Here is a 21084-nt window from a genome sequence, read left to right as displayed (position 1 = left end):
TTTCGAAAGACCGTTAGCCTACCGGAACGCGGGGCCCGCTGGCGGCCCGCACCGATGGTTTATAGTATCGACCCCGTCAAATCCCGCTTACGATGACTTCCAACGACGCCACCCATAGCCCGCTGTACGCCAAGCTGCTCGCCGAAACCGCCAAGATCGGCTGGCCCGAACTCGAACGCTTTTTTGCGCGCGGCATGCTGCTGCGCGTCGTGCGCGACCTCGACCTGGTCAGCGTTGCCGAAGCCATCGCCAGCGACGACACCGCGCAGGTGACGCAATGGCTGTCCGCGGGCCTCGTCGAGCGCGTGCAGGCGGAAACCGCCGCCGACTTCGCCGCGCGCGACCCGGACCTCTGGGCGGTGGTCGTCTCGCCTTGGGTGTGCGTGCAGGAACGCAATTGAGCAATGCCGCGCGCGGCGCGGACCCGTCGGCAGCAGCGCCCGCCGTTCCCATCCACTGGCACCGCCGGGTGCTGGCGCTGGCGTTTCCCATTGTCCTTGCGAATCTGACGCAGCCGATTCTCGGTGCGGTCGACACCGCTGTCGCCGGCCATCTGGACGGCGCGTCGTATCTCGGCGGCGTGGCGCTCGGCGGGCTCTTTTTCAACTTCGTGTTCTGGGGTTTCGGCTTCCTGCGCATGGGCACCACGGGTCTGGTCGCGCAATCGCACGGCGCGAACGACTCCGCCGAACTGCGCAACAACGTCGTGCGCGCGCTGTTGCTGGCAGCCGCGATCGGCGCCACGGTGCTGGCGCTGCAATTGCCGCTGATCGACTACGCCTTACGCGTGATCGGCGGCAGCGACGCGGTGCAACGCAATGCCCGGCTCTATTGCCACGCGCGTATCTGGGCCGCCCCGCTCGCGCTGGGCAATTACGTGGTGCTCGGCTGGCTGCTCGGCACGCAGCAGGTGCGGCTCGCGTTGCTCTCGCAGGTGTTTATCAACGGCGTGAACATCGCGGCCGTGCTGTTGTACGTGTATGTGTTCGATTGGGGCGTAGCGGGCATCGGCGCGGCCACGGCCACTGCCGACGCACTCGGCTTCGTGCTCGGCGCCGCGCTGTTATGGCACGGCAGGCCGCGCGGCCTGCCCGCGCTGAACCGCGCCGCCCTGTTCGACGCGGCTGCACTCAAGCGGCTGGTGGTGCTCAATCGCGACATCTTCGTGCGCACCTTGTGCCTGCTCTCGTCGTTCGGCTGGTTTGCCCATCTGGGCGCGCGGCAAGGCGACACCACACTCGCCGCCAACGCGCTGCTGCTCAATTTTCAGACCTTCATGGCTTACGGGCTCGACGGCTTTGCGCACGCCGCGGAGGCGCTGGTCGGCGCGGCGATCGGCGCGCGCGACCGCCATGCATTCACGCAGGCGATCAAGGTGACGGCGCTGTGGTCGACCCTCGGCGCTCTGGGGTTCTCGCTGGTGTATTGGGGCGCGGGCTCGTGGATCGTCGAACGTCTGACCAATCAGGCCGCGGTGCGGGCCACCGCCGAGATGTATCTGCCGTGGGCGGCGCTCTCGCCGGTGGTTTCCGTGTGGGGCTTTCTGCTCGACGGGGTATTCATCGGCGCAACACGCACGCGCGAACTCATGATGTCGATGGTGGTGTCGTTCACGCTGTTCGTGGCGGCGTCGTGGGCCTTGCTGGCGCTCTACGGCAATCACGGTTTGTGGGCCGCGATGCTGCTCTTCATGGCGCTGCGCGGCCTCACGCTCGGTCGGTATGTGCCGGGCGTCGTGCGCGGCATGGCGGGTGCGACGGGGTAGGTGGCGTGGTGCCGTGCTGGCGTGGTGGCTTGCTGCTTGATCGGCTTGATCGGCTTGAACGGCTTGAACGGCTTGAACGGCTTGAACGGCTCAAAGAGCCTAAGCGGCTTGCCCCAACTGGCCAGCTTAAGCCCCACTCATTTCGCATCGCGGTAGCCGGTTACGGCTTGAAACAAGCGCACACATATCCGCCGCCACGCGCGCCCTAGAATGACTCCAGCCCGCGCATTCCGCGCGAACAGTCTGCGCGGGTCAGAGGCGCCGGCGTGCCCGCGCCGGTGCTTCGCCTCCGCTATTCATCCCCCGCCTCCTCTTTGCCGATTTCGTGTTCCGTCGACGCTCAAGGCGCGACCGGTGCAGGCACCATCGTAGGCGGCCGGGTGTCGGTGGGCACGCCGTGATAGTCGGCGGGATCTTGCGGCGGCGGACCGCCGTGACGGCCGGACGGATTATTCGCACAGCCGGCAACGCCGGCAATCAGCAGCAACGCAAGCATCGGAACGCGGATCATAAACAGGTGGTCTCTCGAAGCAGAATGCAGAATAAAAAAGCAGCAGCCGGCCGGTAGTCCGGCAAGCGCGAGCGCCGAGAGTCTAACCGCAAAGCGCCTTTAACGACGCCGCGGCAAACAGCGTGTGCCTGCCATTTTGTCGCGCGTGACCTACTATAAAGTCACCGCCGCATGTCATAGGAGGCTGCCATGGACGCTGAAACGATCGCGGGTCTGACCGGACTCGCCATAGGCCTGCTCGTGCTACTCGCCTTGTCGATTTTCGAAGCGAGAACGTATCGGCGCGAACACGACGGCGAAGGCATGGTGCATCACTGGCTGACTCATCAGCACATGCCGCATTGGATGCGTCGCCGGCACTGAACGGAAACCGGCTGACGAATGACGACGCCCGCAATGGTCTTGCTGTTGCGGCGGGTTTCAATCAAGCCTGCGCGCAGCAGATAAGCGCGGCGGCTACACACTGACGCATTGACCCATTGCGTGACCCATTGCGCGGTAACGGCGGCAACGCATCCGCCCGGGCCGCGCGAATCTTTCCTGCCTGCCACTCCCCACGCACGTTGCGCTCTCGTGACGCACGGCACCCGAGCGCCGTTCCGCGCTCGCTCGTCGCTACAACCCGCTCAGGCACACGCCTTGCTGCTCTCCAGTCTGCAAGCAGCGCGCAGATCGCGCGCGGAATGTCCCGGCGTGAATGCGCCGAACCAATCAGACTAACTGGCCGAGGCCAGACAGGGAGAACCAGAATGACCATCGGAACCATACTGCTTATCGTGCTCATCCTCCTGCTGATCGGCGCGCTGCCGAGTTGGCCGTATAGCAGCGGCTGGGGCTACCGGCCGACCGGACTCGTGGGCGTCGTACTGATCATCGTGATCGTGTTGCTGCTGATGGGACGCATATAAACGCGGCCGCATCGCGTTTCTGAGCGATTGTTTTCGGTCCGGCGCAAATCGTGATTGACTCTGGCACCCAATGCCACGTAGAATCTCGGATTCGTCGGAGCGTAGCGCAGCCTGGTAGCGCATCTGATTTGGGATCAGAGGGTCGAAGGTTCGAATCCTTTCGCTCCGACCACGAAAAGCAACACGAAACCCGCGTAGCCTCCGGCTTCGCGGGTTTTTGCTTTTTGGCGTTCGCGTCGCGACAAACGAAGCAACGGCTCACGCGCACCACACCGCGACGACTTGCCGCAACGCTGATACGGTCTGCCCCGATCGCCTTGCGGATTCACGAGCCCGCATGCGACAGTGATCAAAACGTGCGCGTGCCTCATCAGGCACAAGCGCCGCAACCAGAGTCAAGGAGACACGCATGGATCTGATTCTCTGGCGTCACGCCGAAGCCGAAGACATCGCCACGACCGACCTCGCGCGAGCGCTCACCACCCGAGGCCGCAAGCAGGCGCAAAACGTCGCCAAGTGGCTGCGTACCCGGCTGCCCGATGACGCCGTGGTGCTCGCGAGTCCTGCCGTGCGCACCATCCAGACCGCCGAGACCTTGAGCGATCAATATCGCGTGCTGCACGAACTCGCGCCCAACGCGAGCGCGGACGACGTGCTCGAGGCGGCCGGCTGGCCCAAAGGCGTCGCGCAGACGGTGGTGATTGTCGGCCATCAACCCACGCTAGGCCACGTGGCCGCGCGTCTGCTTGGCAATAGCGAAGCAAGCTGGCCGCTCAAGAAAGCCGGCGTATGGTGGATTGCGAGCCGCGAGCGCGACGGCGACGACCACGCCGTGTTGCGCGCCGCAATGAGTCCCGATCTGGTCTGATTCGGTTCGGCGGGCCCGCGTCCTTAAAAAACCCCACGCGGTTCGGCGAGCCCGCGCCCATAAAAACCCACACGCGGTTCGCGACCCTCGCCGCGCCGCCCGTATCGATCACACGCTTGCCCCACTTCGCCGGGGTTGAATCGTCCCTGCGCTCGAACCGCTCCCACACTTCGCCCCGCTGCCCGGCTTTGGCGCGGGAGCAACACTCGCCCGACGCACCCACAACATTACAAGCCGCGCGCCCACAGCTTACGGGCAGTCATCCAATCGTCATGGCTTTGCCATGCGAGCGTCACCAGGCGTTACTACATTGGCGAAAAAAGAATTCTCCCTTTTTTCGACCAGGACCCCCAATGCGAGAACTGCCGACGCCTACCCTGCCCCTCGCTTCGATCTTCGAGTCGCGCCGCCTGCCGCGCGCCGAGGAGACGGTCACCGCCCAGCATCGTTTGCAGGTGACGTGGGCGCGCACCGACGAGGAACTGCGCGAAGCCCAGCGTCTGCGCTACCGCGTGTTCGCCGACGAAATGGGCGCACGTCTGACGGGCCCCGCGGGTCTCGACGTCGATTCATTCGACGCCTACTGCGATCACCTGCTGGTGCGCGATCTCGACACGTTGAAAGTGGTCGGCACGTATCGCGCCTTGCCGCCGCATCAGGCCGCGCGCATTGGCCGTCTGTATGCGGAAAGCGAATTCGATGTGTCGCGCCTGACGCACCTGCGCGCCAAGATGGTCGAAGTGGGCCGCTCGTGCGTGCATCCCGACTATCGCAGCGGCTCGGTCATCATGTCGCTGTGGGCGGGGCTTGCCGCCTACATGAAGCACAACGGCTACGAGACGATGCTCGGCTGCGCGAGCGTGGCGATGGTCGACGGTGGCCACTACGCGGCGAATCTGTATTGCTCGCTGCGCGACAACGCGCTGACCGCGCCGGAATATCGCGCGTTCCCGCATACGCCGCTGCCGGTCGATGAATTGCAAACGGGTGCCGAAGTGGCGCCGCCGCCGCTGGTGAAGGGCTATCTGCGCCTCGGCGCCAAGATTTGCGGCGCACCGGCATGGGATCCCGACTTCAATACCGCGGACTTTCTGACACTGTTCCGTTTGTCCGATATCAATGCACGTTACGCTCGCCATTTCCTCGGCGATGCGCTGCCGCGCTAAGCGGACTCGCTCACGTGACGCGCCTTGATGCGCGTCGGCGAAACGAACGGCCGTAAAAAAAGCCCGGCGACATGCCGGGCTTTCTCATTCATGCACGGGCTCGAACGTTCAATCGTCCGTATAGACCACGCGATACGGCAAACCGACCTTCTCCCACTCCGCAGCTTCCTGGATCAGGCTGTAGTCGGTGAGCGGATTGTTGGCCACCCACTCGTTCGGCAAACGCACCTCATAACCGCCGTTGACTTGCGCCACCGAAATTCCCGGCAAGCCGACATCCGCACGCCGACGGCACAGCAGCGCCGCGAGGCGCAGACAGAACAACAGCGGCCACTCCACTTCGCGCGTTTGAGACAGCTTGCCGAGTTTGCCCGCGTGACCGAGCACGAGCGCGGCGAGCCGCGCCTGGTCGGTGCGCGAAAAGCCCGGCATGTCCGCGTTGCTGGCGATATAGGCCGAATGCTTGTGATACGCGCTGTGCGAGATCGACAGGCCGATTTCGTGCAGCGCTGCCGCCCAGCCAAGAAACATGCGGTTTTCCGCACGGCGTTCTTCGTCGGGTTCCGCGAACTGGTCGTAAAAGCGTACCGCGAGTTCGCCGATGCGCCCCGCCTGCGCCCGATCCACGCCGTAGCGGCGCATGAAGCCCTCCACCGTCACCGTGCGCATGTCCTCGTGCTGCGAACGGCCCAGCAGGTCGTACAGCACGCCGAGACGCAGCGCGCCGTCCGTGGTGTCGACGTAATCGACGCCGAGTTCGTCGAACACCGCGATCATGATCGACAGGCCACCGGCCAGCACCGGAACCCGATCGCCCTTCAAAGCGACGAGCTTAAGCCGATTAACGTTCTCCGCCTTGATGAGCGCGCGCTTGAGCCGTTCAAGCCCGCCGCGCGAGATGCCGTGCGTGATGCCCGGATCGTTGAAACCATTCGCTTCGACCAGTTCGGCCAACGCGCGTGCGGTGCCCGACGAGCCGATCGCCTGTTCCCAGCCGGTTTTCTTGTACTCGGCGGAAATGATCTGGATTTCGCGCCCCGCGGCGAGTTCGGCCTGGCGCATGGTGTATTCGTCGACGTTGCCGGCCGGGAAGAACGCACGGCTATGGCTCACGCAGCCGATATACAGGCTCTCCATCTTGATCGGCGTGTAATGCGAGCCGATGATGAATTCCGTCGAGCCGCCGCCAATGTCGACCACCAGACGTTTGCCCGGGCTCGCAGGCACGGAGTGTGCAGCGCCTGCGTAGATCAGGCGCGCTTCTTCGCGCCCGGCGATCACTTCGATCGGAAAACCCAGCGCAGCTTGTGCCTCACCGAGAAATTCACCGGCATTCTTGGCGATGCGCAACGTATTGGTGGCGACAGCACGCACATGATCGGGATGAAAGTCGCGAAGACGCTCGCCGAAACGCTTGAGCGCGTCCCATCCCCGCACCTGCGAAGCGCGATCGAGCATCTTGTCGCGCGACAGGCCGGCCGCGAGGCGAACCGGTTCTCGCAACGCGTCGACCTGATAAATCTGGCTGCCTGCGTCGGTTTCCTCGACCCGGCCGACGATCAGCCGGAAGCTGTTCGAGCCGAGATCGACGGCAGCGAGGAGTTGTGGCGTAGTGACCATCGAGTAAGCGGACTCCATGCGCGCGAGCGTGGCGGCGGAAGATGCGTGGGGAGCCGGTCGTCCACCCGGTGCCTTAGGCGCCTTCTGGCCAGCCGCGCTGTTCAAAGACGCCATTCTAAGCGTACCGGACCTCACGATGTCACCTCGCAGCGTTGGGGGAAACTATGCTCCCATATGAACTGCGTCATATTGACGACACGCAGCGAATCCGGCGTAAAATTTAAAAGATCGAGAATGTCATAACAACGTCATCATACTGTGAGAATTTCCGAGCGTCTTTCCGCCTCCCTTCCTGACATTCCATTCTCGCTGCCGATGTCCATCCGCTACCCCTTATTGAATCGCGAGCTGGGCATTCTGGGTTTCAACGAGCGTGTGTTGGCACAAGCTGCCGACCCAGCCGTCCCTTTGCTCGAACGCCTGCGCTTCATCTGCATCACCAGTAGCAATCTCGACGAATTCTTCGAAGTCCGCATGGCCGGACTGCAGGAGCAGATGCGCGACAACCCGGGCGGACTGTCGCCGGACGGCATGTCGCTGCAGCACGTCTATGACCTCGTGGTCGAACGCGCGCAGAAGCTCGTGCATCGTCAATACACCATGCTGCACGACACGGTGCTCACCGCGCTCGAAGCGGAAGGCATCTATTTTCACGGCACCGAAGCGTGGAACGAAGCGCAGACCGAATGGGCGCGCAACTACTTCTTCGACGAACTGTTGCCGGTGCTCACGCCAATCGGCCTCGATCCCGCGCACCCGTTTCCGCGCGTGCTCAACAAGAGCCTGAACTTTGTCGTCGAACTGGAGGGCAAGGACGCCTTCGGCCGTCAGGCGATGATGGGCATCGTGCAGGCGCCGCGCGCGCTGCCGCGCCTCGTGCGCATGCCGCAGGAGCTATCCGGCTACCCGCATGGCTTCGTGCTGCTCAGCTCGCTGTTGCAACGCTTTGTCGGCGAGCTGTTTCCGAACCTCGTCGTGCGCAGTTGCAATCAGTTTCGCATCACGCGCAATAGCGAACTGTTCGTCGACGAAGACGAAATCACCAATCTGCGTGTCGCGCTGCAGGGTGAATTGCCGGCGCGGCATCTGGGCAACGCGGTGCGGCTCGAAGTGTCGGCAGACACGCCCTCGCACGTGGTGCGGCGCCTGCTCGATGAAAGCAGCCTCTCCAACAAGGATTGCTATTACGCCGACGGCCCCGTCAATCTGGTGCGGTTGATGCAATTGCCGGAGATGGTGGACCGCCCCGATCTGAAGTTCGTGCCGCACATTCCCGCGATTCCGCCGCAGATCGCCAACAGCACCAGCATGTTCGACGTGATCGATCAGGGCGACGTGCTGCTGCACCACCCATACGAAAGTTTTCAGCCGGTGCTCGAACTGTTGCTGCAGGCGGCCAAAGATCCGAACGTGATGGCCATCAAGCAGACCATCTATCGCACCGGCACCGATTCGCCGCTGATGGACGCGCTCATGCAAGCCGCGCGCAACGGCAAGGAAGTGACGGTGGTGGTCGAACTGCTCGCGCGCTTCGACGAAGAAACCAACATTAACTGGGCCTCGCAGCTCGAAGCGGTCGGCGCGCACGTCGTGTATGGCGTAGTGGGCCACAAGTGCCACGCGAAGATGATGCTGATCGTGCGGCGCGTGTCGGTGGGCGGCAAGACTACGCTCAAGCGTTACGTCCACCTCGGCACCGGCAACTATCATCCGCGTACGGCGCGTCTGTACACCGACTTCGGCCTCATGACCGCCGACCAGAAAATCTGCGAAGACGTGCATCACGTGTTCCAGCAGTTGACCGGCATTGGCGGTGAATTGAAGCTGCACGAGTTGTGGCAATCGCCGTTCACGCTGCATCCGAAACTGGTCGAGGCGATTCGCGCTGAAGCCGAGCATGCGCGCGCCGGCAGGAAAGCGCGCATCGTCGCGAAGATGAACGCGCTGCTCGAACCCACGGTGATTGCCGAGTTGTACGAAGCAGCGCAAGCCGGCGTCAAGATCGATCTGATCGTGCGTGGCGTGTGTTCGTTGCAGCCAGGTGTGGCGGGCCTTTCGGAGAACATCACCGTGCGCTCGATCGTCGGGCGCTTTCTCGAACATCACCGCATCTTCTACTTCTACGACGGTGGCAAGGAACAGGTGTATCTGTCGAGCGCCGACTGGATGGACCGCAACTTCTTCCGGCGCGTGGAAGTCGCGTTTCCGATCAACAACCGGCGTCTTAAGCGGCGCGTGATCGCCGAAGGTCTGTCGGCGTTTCTCGGCGACAATCAATCCGCGTGGCTGATGCAAAGCGACGGCCATTATCGGCGCCGTCGGCCGGGCAAGTCTTCGCGCAACGCGCAGATGAGTCTGCTGGGGAAATTCTGTTCGTGACGGGTGCGCTCGCTCCCGCGGGCCAGTAACAACGCTCGTCACGCGCCGTCGAATAAGGTTCTTCTCACTTTGGAAAGAGGCTTTCCCGGCGGCGGGCAACGTTTTGCATCACATCACCCGCATGCGGCAGTTCGGGGCGGAGTCGATATCCGCTCATATTCTGAGTCGATTAGGCATTCAATCGACTCACGGTGGCTCACGCGAACATCCCGAGCCAATGCAAACGATGCGTTAACCTCAAACCGGCGCCGGTTGCCGACGCGCCGTGCGATACACCGGAAAGCGCACCGTGAACGTACTGCCACGCCCCTCTTCGCTCTTCACATCGAGCTGTGCATCGTGACGTTGCAGCACGTGCTTGACGATCGCGAGACCGAGGCCCGTGCCGCCGGTGTCGCGTGAACGGCTGCGATCCACGCGATAGAAGCGCTCGGTCAGCCGCGGAATGTCCGCGGCGGGAATGCCCAAACCACTGTCCGTCACGGAAAACACCGCATTGCCGCCTTGCGCGTGCCAGGACACCTTGATCGCACCACCGTCCGGCGTGTAGCGGATCGCGTTCGTGACGAGATTGCCGAACGCGCTGAGAATTTCCGTTTCGACGCCGGTGACGGTGAGCCCTTCATCGGCATCGAACACGATCTTGTGATGATCGCTCGACAGGCTTTGCGCGTCGTCACGCAAATGCCGCAACACCGCGCGCATGTCGATCATCTGATCGCTCGGCGGCTTGTTGTCACCCTCGAGTTTGGCGAGCACCAACAGGTCGCTGACGATATGGCGCATGCGCGAAGCCTGTTGCTCCATCAGCTCGAGATAGCGCGAACGTTCAGCTTCGCTCAACGGCAACTCGCGCATGGTCTCCAGAAAGCCCGAGAGCACCGTGAGTGGCGTCTTCAGCTCATGCGACACATTGGCGACGAAATCGCGCCGCATCGCATCGGTCCGTTCGAGTTCGGTGATGTCTTGCGAGAGCACCAGCTTGCGGTTTTCGCCGTACGGAAAGACCTGTACCGACAGCACGTTTTGACGCTTGTCACCCATGCCGCGCATGATCAGCATCTCTTCGTACCGGTGCGAATTCAGGTAACGCACAAAGTCCGGCTGACGCACCAGATGCGTGATGTGCTGACGCAGATCGCGTTTCGCGTCCAGGCCGAAATGGAGTTCGGAGATCGCGTTGCACCACTCGATCTGATCATGATCGTCGAGCATCGCCACGCCGTTCGGCGAAGCCTGGATGGCCTGGATGAAACGCGAATGCTGCTGCTCGACCTGGCGCACCTGGGCGTGCCAGCGCTTCGCGAGCTTGTGCAAACGGTAGTAGATTTCGCCCCAGATGCCGGGGGCGCTAGGCACTTCGCCGTACACCGGCGCGTCGAGCAAACGCCACAGACGCTGCTTATGGAAGGTGCTGAAAATGCTCTGCGCGAGCAACATGACGATCGCGAGGACGAGCGCTGTCTTGACGTTCACCAGTGCGCCGACCACCACGCACAGAACAGCCAGCAGCACGACCGACACGATGGAGCGCGCCCAGATGATGTTCATGGTCTAGCGATCGAAGAAAAAAGCCTATGCGCCGGAATCGGAATCGCGGCGCCTAACGTAGCGAAGAGTGACGACGAGCAGCAAAGATCACATACCTGATGCAGGCGGCCCAAAGCCGCCAGCGCAAGCGTCAGGCGCTCTTCGCGAGCCGGTAGCCGCTGCCGCGCACCGTCTCAATCATAGCATCGCACCCGGCCGGCTTGAGGGCCGCACGCAGGCGTTTGATATGCACGTCGACCGTGCGCTCTTCGACGAACACGTGATCGCCCCACACCTGATCGAGCAATTGCGTGCGGCTGTGCACGCGCTCCGGGTGCGTCATGAAGAAGTGCAGCAGACGGAATTCGGTCGGGCCGAGATCGAGCTTGATCTCGCTGCCTTCCGCTGCAGCGGCCACGCGGTGCGTCGCCGGATCGAGCTTGAGACCGTTGATCGCGACCACGTCTTCGGTCAGCTGCGGCGCGCGACGGCGCAACACCGCCTTGATGCGCGCCATCAATTCTTTCGGTGAGAACGGCTTGGTGACGTAGTCGTCGGCGCCGATTTCGAGGCCGAGCACCTTGTCCTGCTCGTCGCCACGCGCGGTCAGCATGATGATCGGGATATGCTTCGTGCGCTCGTTGTTGCGCAGATCACGCGCGAACGCAATGCCCGATTTTCCCGGCAACATCCAGTCGAGCAGCACGAGGTCGGGCAGTACGTCGCTGATCAGGTTTTGCGCCTGCTCCGCGTTGTACGCGCGAATCGGGCAGTGTCCGGCGTGTTGAAGATTGACCGAAATCAGTTCGGAAATGGCGGGCTCATCTTCAATGACGAGAATGCTGCTGGGCATCGGCACCTCTGGTCCTTATGTCTGGATTAACTGAGTGCTTCGCGTTCGAGCGCGTCGCGCGACTTGTGCCGCACGTCGGTGCCCTTCACGATGTAAATGATGAATTCCGCGATGTTCTTCGCGTGGTCGCCGATCCGCTCGATCGCCTTGGCGATGAAGAGGAAATCGAGGCCCACCGAAATCGAACGCGGATCTTCCGTCATATACGAAATCAGCTTGCGCACGAACGCGCGGAATTCTTCGTCGATCGCTTTGTCGTCGCGCACGATCTGCGCGGCGGCCACCGTGTCGAGGCGCGCGAACGCATCCAATGCGCGGCGCAGAATCGACACCGCCATTTCGCCCGACAACTTGATCTCGGCGATGTTGATGGTGCGCGAGGCGCCGTCTTCCATCAAACGCTTGGTGCGCTTGGCGATTTTTTCGGCTTCGTCGCCGGCGCGCTCGAGATTCGTGATGGTCTTCGAAATCGCGATCAGGAGGCGCAGATCACGCGCGGCCGGCTGACGGCGCGCGATGATGTTGCTGCACTCTTCGTCGATCTCCACTTCCATCTTGTTCAGGCGCTCTTCCGCGGCGATCACCTGCTCGGCGATGTCGAGATCGAATTCGTTGAGTGCCTGCATGGCCTTGACGATTTGCGATTCGACCAAGCCGCCCATTTCGAGCACCTTGGAGGAGACCAGATTCAGGTCGGCGTCGAACTGGCTGGACAGGTGTTTGTCGGACATGTCGTACTCCCTTGTTTGACTCGGCGATTTAACCGAAGCGGCCAGTGATGTAGTCCTCGGTTTCCTTGCGGACCGGCTTGATGAAGATCTTTTCGGTGTCGCCGAACTCGATCAACTCGCCGAGGTACATATAGGCAGTGTAGTCCGAACAGCGGGCCGCCTGTTGCATGTTGTGCGTGACGATCACCACCGTGTAATCGCTCTTCAATTCAGCGATCAGCTCTTCGATGCGGCCCGTGGAAATCGGGTCGAGCGCGGAGCACGGCTCGTCGAGCAGCAGCACTTCCGGACGGATCGCGATACCGCGCGCAATGCACAGACGTTGCTGCTGGCCGCCCGACAGACCGTAGCCGCTCTGGCCGAGCTTGTCCTTCACTTCGTTCCACAACGCGGCCTTGGTCAGCGCCCATTCCACGCGGTCGTCCATTTCCGAGCGCGGCAGCGTTTCGAACATCTTCACGCCGAACGCGATGTTGTCGTAGATCGACATCGGAAACGGCGTCGGCTTCTGGAAGACCATGCCGATCCGTGCGCGCAGCAGCGAGATATCGCGCTTCGTGGTCAGCAGGTTTTCGCCGTCCATCAGGATCTCCCCCTCGGCGCGCTGCTCCGGATAGAGCGCGTACATCTTGTTGAGCGTGCGCAGCAACGTGGACTTACCGCAGCCCGACGGACCGATGAACGCGGTCACCTTGCCTTCCGGGATTTGCAGGTTGATGTTCTTCAGCGCGTGATACTTGCCGTAGAAGAAGTTCAGGTCGTTGATCTCGATCTTCGGGCGCGACGGCGCTTGCGATTGGCCGCTTTGGGCGGGGTCGAAACCGGCGGGCGCCGTGGAGCGCTCGATCGGATTGAGTTGAGTTTCTGCCATATTCATCGGATTACACTCCGCCCTTACTTGTTCGTGAAGATCGTGCGCGCGAGGATGTTCAGTCCCAGCACCGCGAGCGTGATCAGGAAGACGCCGGCCCACGCAAGCGATTGCCATTGCGCGAACGGGCTCATCGCAAACTTGTAGATCGTGACCGGCAGGTTCGCGACCGGCTGGCCCATGTCCATCGAGAAGAACTGATTTGACAACGCCGTGAAGAGCAGCGGCGCGGTTTCGCCTGCGATACGCGCCACGCCGAGCAACACACCGGTGACGATACCGGCGATGGAAGCCTTCAGCGTGATCGACAGCACCATCTTCCACTTCGGCGTGCCGAGTGCGAAGGCGGCCTCACGCAGCGCATTCGGCACGAGTTTCAGCATGTTTTCCGTGGTGCGGATCACAATTGGAATCTGCAGCAAGGCGAGTGCGAACACACCGGCCCAGCCACTGAAGTGGCCCATCTTCGCGACGACGAGCGCATACACGAACAGACCCACCACGATCGAAGGCGCCGACAACAGAATGTCGTTGATAAAACGCGTGATGCTCGCGAGCCAGCCCTTCTGCCCATATTCGGCGAGATAGACGCCCGCCAGAATGCCGATCGGCGTGCCGACGAAAGTGGCGAGCCCGACCAGCATCAAACTGCCGACGATCGCGTTGGCAAGACCACCGCCATCGGTATTCGGCGGCGGCGTGGATTGCGTGAACAGTTCCACCGACAAGCCGCCAACACCCAGGCGCAAGGTCGTGTACAGAATCCAGATCAGCCACACGAGGCCGAACGCCATCGCGGCGAGCGACATGGTCAGCGCGATCGCGTTCTTCATGCGGCGGCGGCCTTGCAGACGCACGCGCATGGCTTCGAGCGCGGCGGCGTCGGTCGAACCCGGCATATTCAAAGTGGGCTGGCTCATTTCGCGCCCTCCCCTTTTTCGAGGCGAAGCAGCATGACTTTGGAGATCGCCAGCACGATGAAAGTGATCACGAACAGAATGAGGCCGAGCTCCATCAACGCCGACGTATGCAGGCCCGGATCCGCTTCGGCGAATTCGTTGGCGAGCGCCGACGTAATGCTGTTGCCCGGCGAAAAGAGTGAGACGTTATCGAGCAGATTGGTGTTGCCGATCACGAACGTGACCGCCATGGTCTCGCCGAGCGCGCGGCCGAGACCCAGCATGACGCCGCCGATCACGCCGCTCTTCGTAAAGGGCAGCACGATCTTCCACATCACTTCCCACGTCGTGCAGCCGATGCCGTACGCCGACTCTTTCAGCAACACCGGCGTGACTTCGAACACGTCGCGCATCACCGAGGCGATGTACGGAATGATCATGATCGCGAGAATCACGCCCGCGCACAAAATGCCGATGCCGATCGGCGCGCCCTGAAACAGCGCACCGACCACCGGAATGCCGCCGAGCACCACGCCGAGCGGTTTTTCGAAGTACGTCGCGAAGATCGGCGCGAACACCAGCAGGCCCCACATGCCGTACACGATCGACGGAATCGCGGCGAGCAGTTCGATCGCGATACCAAGCGGCCGGCGCAGCCACGCGGGCGCGAGTTCGGTCAGGAAAAGCGCGATGCCGAAGCTCACAGGCACCGCGATGATGAGTGCAATGATCGAGGTGGCGATCGTGCCGTAGATCGGCACCAGTGCGCCAAATTGCTTGCTGGGTGGATCCCAGTCGGCGGTCCACAGGAAGCTGAGACCGAACTGCCTGATCGACGGCATGGACGCGACGATCAGCGAAACAATGATGCCGCCGAGCAGCAACAAGGTGATGACGGCGGCGAGGCGCGCGAGACCGCCGAAGATCACGTCGCCGGCACGGCCAGGCGCTTTCTGCTGCGATGCGCTGCCGGGCGGGGTCGACCTGCTCGCGCCGGACGCTAATTGGATATCGGACATGAGAGCCTGATGGATCTGTTTCCAGTTGCCGTATGACACGTGTCGTGCGGCCGGTAATGCCGAGGGTTAAAGCCATTGGCCGTCCTCACATGAGGACGGCCAACGTGTTACGTACTGCTGATGCTGACCGCCTGACTTACTCGGCGATTGCCTTGCCCGAAGCGTCCTTCACCTTTGCCTTCCATTGCGTGCGGATTTCCGCCACGACCGAATCCGGCAGCGAGATGTAATCCAGATCGTTCGCAGCTTGCGTGCCGTTCTTGAATGCCCAGTCGAAGAACTTCAGCGTTTCCGTTCCTTGCGCCGGCTTGTCCTGCGCCGTGTGCAACAGCACGAACGTCGCGCCGACGATCGGCCATGCGTTCTTGCCCGGCTCGTTCGTCAGGATCTGGTAGAACGACTTCGACCAGTCCGCGCCTGCTGCCGCTGCCTTGAAGGTGTCCGTTTTCGGCTCGACCACCGTGCCCGACGAGTTCTTCAGCGCGACGTACGTCATGTGGTTCTGCTTCGCATACGCCCATTCCACGTAGCCGATTGCGCCCGGCAGACGTTGCACGAAGGCTGCAACGCCGTCGTTGCCCTTGCCGCCCGTGCCCGTCGGCCAGTTGACCGTCGAACCTTCACCGACCTTCGACTTCCAGTCCGCGTTGACCTTCGACAGATAGTTCGTCCAGATGAAGCTGGTGCCCGAACCATCGGCGCGGCGAACCACGGCGATGTCGGTATCCGGCAGCTTGACCTTCGGGTTCAGTGCAACGATCGCCGGATCGTTCCACTTCTTGATCTTGCCCAGGTAGATGTCGCCGAGCACTTCGCCCGACAGCGTCAGTTCAGCCGGCTTCACGCCCGGCACGTTGACGACCGGCACCACGCCGCCGACCACCGTCGGGAACTGGAACAGGCCTTCCTTGGCGAGTTCGTCGTCCTTCAGCGGAGCGTCCGAACCGGCGAAGTCGACGGTCTTCGCGACGATCTGCTTCACGCCACCCGACGAACCGATACCTTGGTAGTTAACCTTGCCGCCACCGGACTTCTGATAGGCGTCGGCCCACTTCGTGTAAATCGGTGCTGCGAAGGTGCTGCCCGCGCCGGTGATGTCTGCGGCTTGCGCTGCGATCGCGAAAAGCGCGCCAGCGACGCCAGCGAACACGGTTTGCATCAATTTCATGAGACCTCCAAGGTGTGAGCGGTGTGAGCGAGTAACACGAACACCGCGAAGCTTAGGGTCTCTTTGTGACAGTAACGTGACTAACCGTGAAACGGATGTGACAGTGGGATTACTAGGGTGAAAGGCTTTTGGGGTGAGAAATTGCCGGTTTTGCTGAACCGGGCGGCTTCGTTCTACAGATTAGACGAAAAAGATGGGGCGCGAACGTTTGCGCGTGGAAGGCGGGGTGGGGAAAGGTTCAGATATGTGGCCCGCATGATGCAGATTGGTTTGGCGGGTTTGGCGGGTTTGGCGGGTTTGGCGGGTTTGGCGGGTTTGGCGGGTTTGGCGGGTTTGGCGGGTTTGGCGGGTTTGGCGGCGGGACAATATGGCCATGTCCCGCCGCGCTGCCCTACTGACGCGCGCAGCTTACGCCGTAGCCTGCTTCACGGCGCTGGCAATCGATTCCGCATGATGAACCGCGTCGGCGACATTTTCCGCTTCCACCATCACACGCAACACCGGTTCTGTACCGGACGCGCGGATCAGCACGCGGCCGCGGCCGCTCAGCGCGTCTTCGGCCTTGGCAATGGCGCGGCGAATCACGTCGCTGCCCTTCCAGTCCGCGTCGGGCTTCATCCGCACGTTGATCAGCTTTTGCGGGAACAGCGTCACGCCGTCGAGCAAATCAGCGAGTGTCTTGTCGCTGCGCTTCATGGCCGCCAGCACGAGCAACGCGGAGACGATGCCGTCGCCGGTGGAATGGCGGTCGAGCGACAGAATATGGCCGGAGCCTTCGGCCCCGAGCTGCCAACCGTGCTCGCGCAACTGTTCGAGCACGTAACGGTCGCCGACCGCCGCGCGTACGAACTTCACGCCGGCCTTCTGCAACGCGACTTCCACCGCCATGTTCGTCATCAAGGTGCCAACCGCGCCCGCCACCTTGCCCTCGGTCGCAATACGGTCCTTGACGAGGATGTACAGCAACTCATCGCCGTTATAGAGCCGGCCCGCGGCATCGACCACCTGCAGACGGTCGGCGTCGCCGTCGAGCGCGATGCCGAGGTCGGCATGGTTCGCTCGCACGGCGCGCACCAACGCATCCGGCGCGGTCGCACCGACTCCGTCGTTGATGTTGAAGCCGTTCGGCGCAACGCCGATTGGAATCACGTCGGCGCCCAGTTCATGGAAGACGTGCGGCGCGACGTCATACGCGGCGCCGTGCGCGCAGTCGACCACCAGCTTCAGACCGCGCAGGTCGAACGCAGCCGGGAAAGTGCTCTTGCAGAACTCGATGTAGCGGCCCGCCGCGTCGTCCAGACGCCGCGCCTTACCGAGTTGCTCGGATGCCGCACAGTTCAGCGGCTGATCGAGTTGCTCTTCGATCTGCGCTTCCACTTCGTCCGGCAGCTTGTTGCCGTCGGCGGAGAAAAATTTGATGCCGTTGTCGTAGTACGGGTTATGCGACGCGCTGATCACCACGCCCGCGGCCAGCCGCAACGCGCGCGTCAAATAGGCGATGCCGGGGGTCGGCATCGGGCCGGCCAGCATCACGTCCACACCTGCCGCGGAGAAGCCCGCTTCCAGCGCCGCTTCGAGCATATAGCCCGACACCCGCGTGTCTTTGCCGATCAGCACGGTTGGCCGCGTACCCGTCCTCGCCCAGCGGTCCGCGCCCACCAGCACCTTGCCGGCCGCGTAACCGAGCCGCAATACAAATTCCGGCGTGATAGGTCCTTCGCCGACTTTGCCCCGAATGCCGTCCGTTCCGAAATAACGACGTGCCATGTTTTATATTCCTCCTTGGCTTGTGGGCTCAGCCGCGCGCGCGACTGTGATTCGCCGCTTCGCGCATGGCTGCCCAGACTTTCAATGCATCTACTGTTTGCGCGACGTCGTGCACGCGCAGAATCGCAGCGCCCCGTTCAGCGGCGCACACCGCCGCCGCAATACTGCCAGCAACGCGTTCCGGCGCCGGCCGACCCACCACCGCGCCGATCATCGACTTGCGCGACATGCCGGCAAGAATGGGATACGGCGGCTCGGCTCGCGGCGCCGTATCCGGCAGGTGGGCAAGCAGCGCATAATTGTGCTCGACCACGGCCTTGCCGAAGCCGAAACCTGGATCCACGCTGATGCGAGCACGCGCGATGCCAGCCTGTTCAAGCGTTGCGACGCGCTCCTCGAGAAACTCCCGAACGGCACTCACCACGTCATCATAGAGAGGCTCGCCGAGTTGCATGGTCTGCGGCTCACCGAGCATATGCATGACGCACAGGCCGCATTGGCTGTCGCGCACCGCGTCGATTGCGCCGGCCATCCGGAAGCCCCAGATGTCATTGATCAGATCGGCGCCCGCGGCCAATGCGTGGCGCATCACTTCAGGCTTGTATGTGTCGACCGACAGCGGCACATTCGCGCCGCGCAATTGCTCGACGAGAGGGATCACCCGCTCGAGTTCTTCGTCGAGCGGCACTGGCGGCGCACCGGGCCGCGTCGATTCGCCGCCGATGTCGATGATGTCCGCGCCGTCGAGCATCATACGCTCGGCCTGGCGCAACGCATCGCCGCGCATTGCGTATTTGCCGCCGTCGGAAAAAGAATCGGGTGTGACGTTCAGAATGCCCATGACCAACGGGCGTTCAAAGGTCAGCTTGAAACGGCCACACTGCAACGGTTCCGGAACTGGTAAAGCAGAAAATTCGACTTTCGACACGAGGAGATACTTCACGCAAACGAATAAATGCAAAACGGGCCGGTGTGAAAACACACCGGCCCGCACCTTCTAGTGGTCGCCGATCAGGCCGGAGCTGTTGCGCTACCCGGCTTGACCTCGGTACCCGGGCTGCCGCCCGATGAGGCGTCGCTTGCCGACGGCGGCGAGCTCTTCGGCGAGCGCGGCGGACGGCCAGCCATGATGTCGTTGATTTGATCGGCGTCGATCGTTTCCCACTCCATCAGTGCGGCGGTCATTGCCTCGACCTTGTCGCGGTTCTCGTCCAGCAGGCGCTTCGCGAGGTTGTACTGCTCGTCCAGCACACGGCGGATTTCGGCATCGACCTTCTGCTGCGTCGCTTCCGAAATGGTGCGAGTGAAGCCTCGGCCAAACGGCGTCGCGTCGTTTTCGTCGTCGACGTAGACCATTGGTCCGAGCGCATCCGTCATGCCGAAGCGGGCCACCATGGCACGCGCCGTTTGCGTCGCCTTGTTGAAGTCGTCCGACGCGCCGGTGCTGATCAGGTTCAGGAACAACTCTTCCGCAACGCGGCCACCGAACAGGATCGCGAGACGATCCAGCAGGTAGTCCTTCGAATACGTTTCGTTGTCATGCTCCGGCAACTGCCACGTCACGCCCAGCGCACGGCCGCGCGGAATGATCGTAACCTTATGCACCGGATCAGCCTTTGGCAGAAGCTTGGCGATCACCGCATGGCCCGACTCGTGGTACGCCGTTGCGCGCTTCGATTCTTCGCGAATCACGGCCGACTTACGCTCCGGACCCATGAAGATCTTGTCCTTCGCGTCTTCGAAGTCCGTCATTTCGACGATGCGCTTACCGCGGCGAGCCGCGAACAAGGCCGCTTCGTTCACGAGATTCGCGAGATCGGCGCCCGAGAAGCCCGGCGTGCCACGTGCGATCACTGCTGCATCGACGTCGTTCGAAATCGGCACCTTGCGCAGGTGGACCTTCATGATGTGTTCACGGCCGCGAATGTCCGGCAGACCGACATACACCTGACGGTCGAAACGGCCCGGACGCAACAGCGCCTTGTCGAGCACGTCCGAACGGTTGGTTGCAGCGATCACGATTACGCCCGAGTTCGCTTCGAAGCCGTCCATCTCGACGAGCATCTGGTTCAGCGTCTGTTCACGTTCGTCGTTACCGCCGCCCATGCCGGCGCCGCGATGACGGCCAACCGCATCGATTTCGTCGATGAACACGATGCATGGCGCATGCTTCTTGGCTTGCTCGAACATATCGCGAACACGAGCCGCACCGACACCCACGAACATTTCGACGAAGTCCGAACCCGAGATGCTGAAGAACGGCACTTTCGCTTCACCGGCGATAGCACGTGCCAGCAGCGTCTTACCCGTTCCCGGCGGCCCGACCAGCAGCACACCACGCGGAATACGGCCGCCCAGTTTCTGAAATTTCTGCGGATCGCGCAGGAAGTCGACCAGTTCGGAGACTTCTTCCTTGGCTTCGTCGCAACCGGCGACGTCGGTGAAATTGATTGCGTTGTTGTTTTCGTCGATCAGACGTGCACGGGATTTACCGAACGAGAACGCACCGCCTTTCCCGCCTCCCTGCATCTGTCGCATCATGTAGAACCAGAAACCGATGATCAGGATCGTCGGCCCGAGGTAATACAGTGCGGACACAAGCGCATTGGGTTCATCATCAGCCTTGCCGCTCACCTGAACGCCGTACTTCATCAGATCGCCGACCATCCAGATGTCGCCGGGCGACACGATCTGGTACTTCTGGCCGTCTGCTGGAGTGACCGTGAGGTTCCGCCCCTGGACAATGACGTTCTTGACTTTGCCGTTCTTTGCGTCGTCCATGAACTGCGAATAGGAAACGCCTTCCTGGACACGGGGCTTGTCGAACTGCTTGAACACCGTAAACAGCACCAGTGCGATAACCAGCCACACTGCTGCTTTCGAAAACATATTGTTGTTCAAAGCACCACTCCTTCACTTAGACGGGCGCCTACATTTGCCTTGCGGCACCACGAAAGCATTCTAATCCAGTCCGCAGACCCCTGCCATAAGGTTTCACTACCACAGAAATAGGACAGCGTGCCATTGCA

The 21084-nt window shown here is 62.2% G+C and carries 19 protein-coding genes and 1 tRNA gene; 8 read left to right on the top strand and 12 right to left on the bottom strand.

The window, feature by feature from the left end; all coding sequences use genetic code 11:
• Positions 1 to 92: 92 nt before the first annotated feature.
• Together P0D68_RS23805 and P0D68_RS23800 are read left to right on the top strand one after the other, a co-directional pair.
• The gene (locus P0D68_RS23805) at positions 93 to 401 is read left to right on the top strand and encodes a DUF2288 domain-containing protein (protein WP_408186617.1); all 309 of its coding nucleotides are present in this window, start codon (positions 93 to 95) and stop codon (positions 399 to 401) included.
• Positions 398 to 1765 carry an MATE family efflux transporter gene (locus tag P0D68_RS23800; protein WP_091792619.1) on the top strand — a complete coding sequence of 456 codons (1368 nt, stop codon included), beginning with the start codon at positions 398 to 400 and terminating at the stop codon, positions 1763 to 1765. The genes P0D68_RS23805 and P0D68_RS23800 overlap by 4 nt, the downstream gene beginning before the upstream one ends.
• Before the next feature lie 340 nt (positions 1766 to 2105).
• Here P0D68_RS23800 and P0D68_RS23795 read toward each other — a convergent pair whose 3' ends face one another.
• The gene (locus P0D68_RS23795; RefSeq protein ID WP_408300341.1) at positions 2106 to 2276 is read right to left on the bottom strand and encodes a hypothetical protein; all 171 of its coding nucleotides are present in this window, start codon (positions 2274 to 2276) and stop codon (positions 2106 to 2108) included.
• 189 nt (positions 2277 to 2465) lie between these two features.
• On the opposite strand from P0D68_RS23795, the gene P0D68_RS23790 reads away from it, so the two are divergent.
• From P0D68_RS23790 to P0D68_RS23770, 5 genes are all read left to right on the top strand, one after another.
• Positions 2466 to 2639 carry a hypothetical protein gene (locus P0D68_RS23790; RefSeq protein ID WP_177204940.1) on the top strand — a complete coding sequence of 58 codons (174 nt, stop codon included), beginning with the start codon at positions 2466 to 2468 and terminating at the stop codon, positions 2637 to 2639.
• A 386-nt stretch (positions 2640 to 3025) separates the two neighbouring features.
• The gene (locus tag P0D68_RS23785) at positions 3026 to 3184 is read left to right on the top strand and encodes a DUF3309 family protein (protein ID WP_091792618.1); all 159 of its coding nucleotides are present in this window, start codon (positions 3026 to 3028) and stop codon (positions 3182 to 3184) included.
• Between the two features lie 95 nt (positions 3185 to 3279).
• Positions 3280 to 3356: transfer RNA gene (locus P0D68_RS23780), tRNA-Pro, on the top strand.
• A 237-nt stretch (positions 3357 to 3593) separates the two neighbouring features.
• Positions 3594 to 4052 carry a phosphohistidine phosphatase SixA gene (sixA, locus tag P0D68_RS23775; protein ID WP_408300339.1) on the top strand — a complete coding sequence of 153 codons (459 nt, stop codon included), beginning with the start codon at positions 3594 to 3596 and terminating at the stop codon, positions 4050 to 4052.
• 353 nt (positions 4053 to 4405) lie between these two features.
• Positions 4406 to 5218, top strand: a complete 813-nt coding sequence (locus tag P0D68_RS23770; RefSeq protein WP_091792616.1) for a GNAT family N-acetyltransferase — start codon at positions 4406 to 4408, stop codon at positions 5216 to 5218.
• A gap of 108 nt (positions 5219 to 5326) precedes the next feature.
• On the opposite strand, the gene P0D68_RS23765 is transcribed toward P0D68_RS23770, so the two are convergent.
• Positions 5327 to 6952, bottom strand: a complete 1626-nt coding sequence (locus tag P0D68_RS23765; protein WP_177204939.1) for a Ppx/GppA phosphatase family protein — start codon at positions 6950 to 6952, stop codon at positions 5327 to 5329.
• A gap of 201 nt (positions 6953 to 7153) precedes the next feature.
• Between P0D68_RS23765 and ppk1 the strand changes: the two genes are divergently transcribed.
• Complete coding sequence (gene ppk1 / locus P0D68_RS23760; protein ID WP_408185377.1) at positions 7154 to 9217, top strand: polyphosphate kinase 1; 2064 nt, start codon at positions 7154 to 7156, stop codon at positions 9215 to 9217.
• Positions 9218 to 9454: 237 nt separating this feature from the next.
• Here ppk1 and phoR read toward each other — a convergent pair whose 3' ends face one another.
• The 10 genes from phoR to ftsH form a co-directional block, all read right to left on the bottom strand.
• On the bottom strand, positions 9455 to 10768 hold the full coding sequence (gene phoR, locus P0D68_RS23755) for a phosphate regulon sensor histidine kinase PhoR (RefSeq protein WP_091792612.1): 1314 nt from the start codon (positions 10766 to 10768) through the stop codon (positions 9455 to 9457).
• Between the two features lie 130 nt (positions 10769 to 10898).
• Positions 10899 to 11600: a phosphate regulon transcriptional regulator PhoB gene (gene phoB / locus P0D68_RS23750; RefSeq protein WP_091792611.1), complete on the bottom strand. Its 702-nt coding sequence runs from the start codon at positions 11598 to 11600 to the stop codon at positions 10899 to 10901.
• 26 nt (positions 11601 to 11626) lie between these two features.
• Positions 11627 to 12331, bottom strand: a complete 705-nt coding sequence (phoU, locus tag P0D68_RS23745; RefSeq protein WP_091792610.1) for a phosphate signaling complex protein PhoU — start codon at positions 12329 to 12331, stop codon at positions 11627 to 11629.
• Between the two features lie 28 nt (positions 12332 to 12359).
• Positions 12360 to 13208: a phosphate ABC transporter ATP-binding protein PstB gene (gene pstB, locus P0D68_RS23740; protein ID WP_091792609.1), complete on the bottom strand. Its 849-nt coding sequence runs from the start codon at positions 13206 to 13208 to the stop codon at positions 12360 to 12362.
• Between the two features lie 17 nt (positions 13209 to 13225).
• Complete coding sequence (gene pstA / locus P0D68_RS23735) at positions 13226 to 14122, bottom strand: phosphate ABC transporter permease PstA (protein ID WP_091792608.1); 897 nt, start codon at positions 14120 to 14122, stop codon at positions 13226 to 13228.
• Positions 14119 to 15120, bottom strand: coding sequence for a phosphate ABC transporter permease PstC (gene pstC / locus P0D68_RS23730; protein WP_091792607.1), 1002 nt, complete (start codon positions 15118 to 15120; stop codon positions 14119 to 14121). Before pstC ends, pstA begins: the two co-directional genes overlap by 4 nt.
• A 136-nt stretch (positions 15121 to 15256) precedes the next feature.
• Positions 15257 to 16288 carry a phosphate ABC transporter substrate-binding protein PstS gene (pstS, locus tag P0D68_RS23725; RefSeq protein WP_091792606.1) on the bottom strand — a complete coding sequence of 344 codons (1032 nt, stop codon included), beginning with the start codon at positions 16286 to 16288 and terminating at the stop codon, positions 15257 to 15259.
• 408 nt (positions 16289 to 16696) lie between these two features.
• Positions 16697 to 18055, bottom strand: a complete 1359-nt coding sequence (glmM, locus tag P0D68_RS23720; RefSeq protein ID WP_408300334.1) for a phosphoglucosamine mutase — start codon at positions 18053 to 18055, stop codon at positions 16697 to 16699.
• A 28-nt stretch (positions 18056 to 18083) separates the two neighbouring features.
• Complete coding sequence (gene folP / locus P0D68_RS23715; protein ID WP_286161911.1) at positions 18084 to 18896, bottom strand: dihydropteroate synthase; 813 nt, start codon at positions 18894 to 18896, stop codon at positions 18084 to 18086.
• Positions 18897 to 19066: 170 nt separating this feature from the next.
• The gene (gene ftsH, locus P0D68_RS23710) at positions 19067 to 20956 is read right to left on the bottom strand and encodes an ATP-dependent zinc metalloprotease FtsH (RefSeq protein WP_006051983.1); all 1890 of its coding nucleotides are present in this window, start codon (positions 20954 to 20956) and stop codon (positions 19067 to 19069) included.
• Between the last annotated feature and the right edge of the window lie 128 nt (positions 20957 to 21084).

The organism is Paraburkholderia sp. RL17-380-BIE-A (assembly GCF_046028085.1).
In the GTDB taxonomy this organism is placed as follows: domain Bacteria; phylum Pseudomonadota; class Gammaproteobacteria; order Burkholderiales; family Burkholderiaceae; genus Paraburkholderia.
This window is presented reverse-complemented; position numbering and strand designations above follow the sequence as displayed.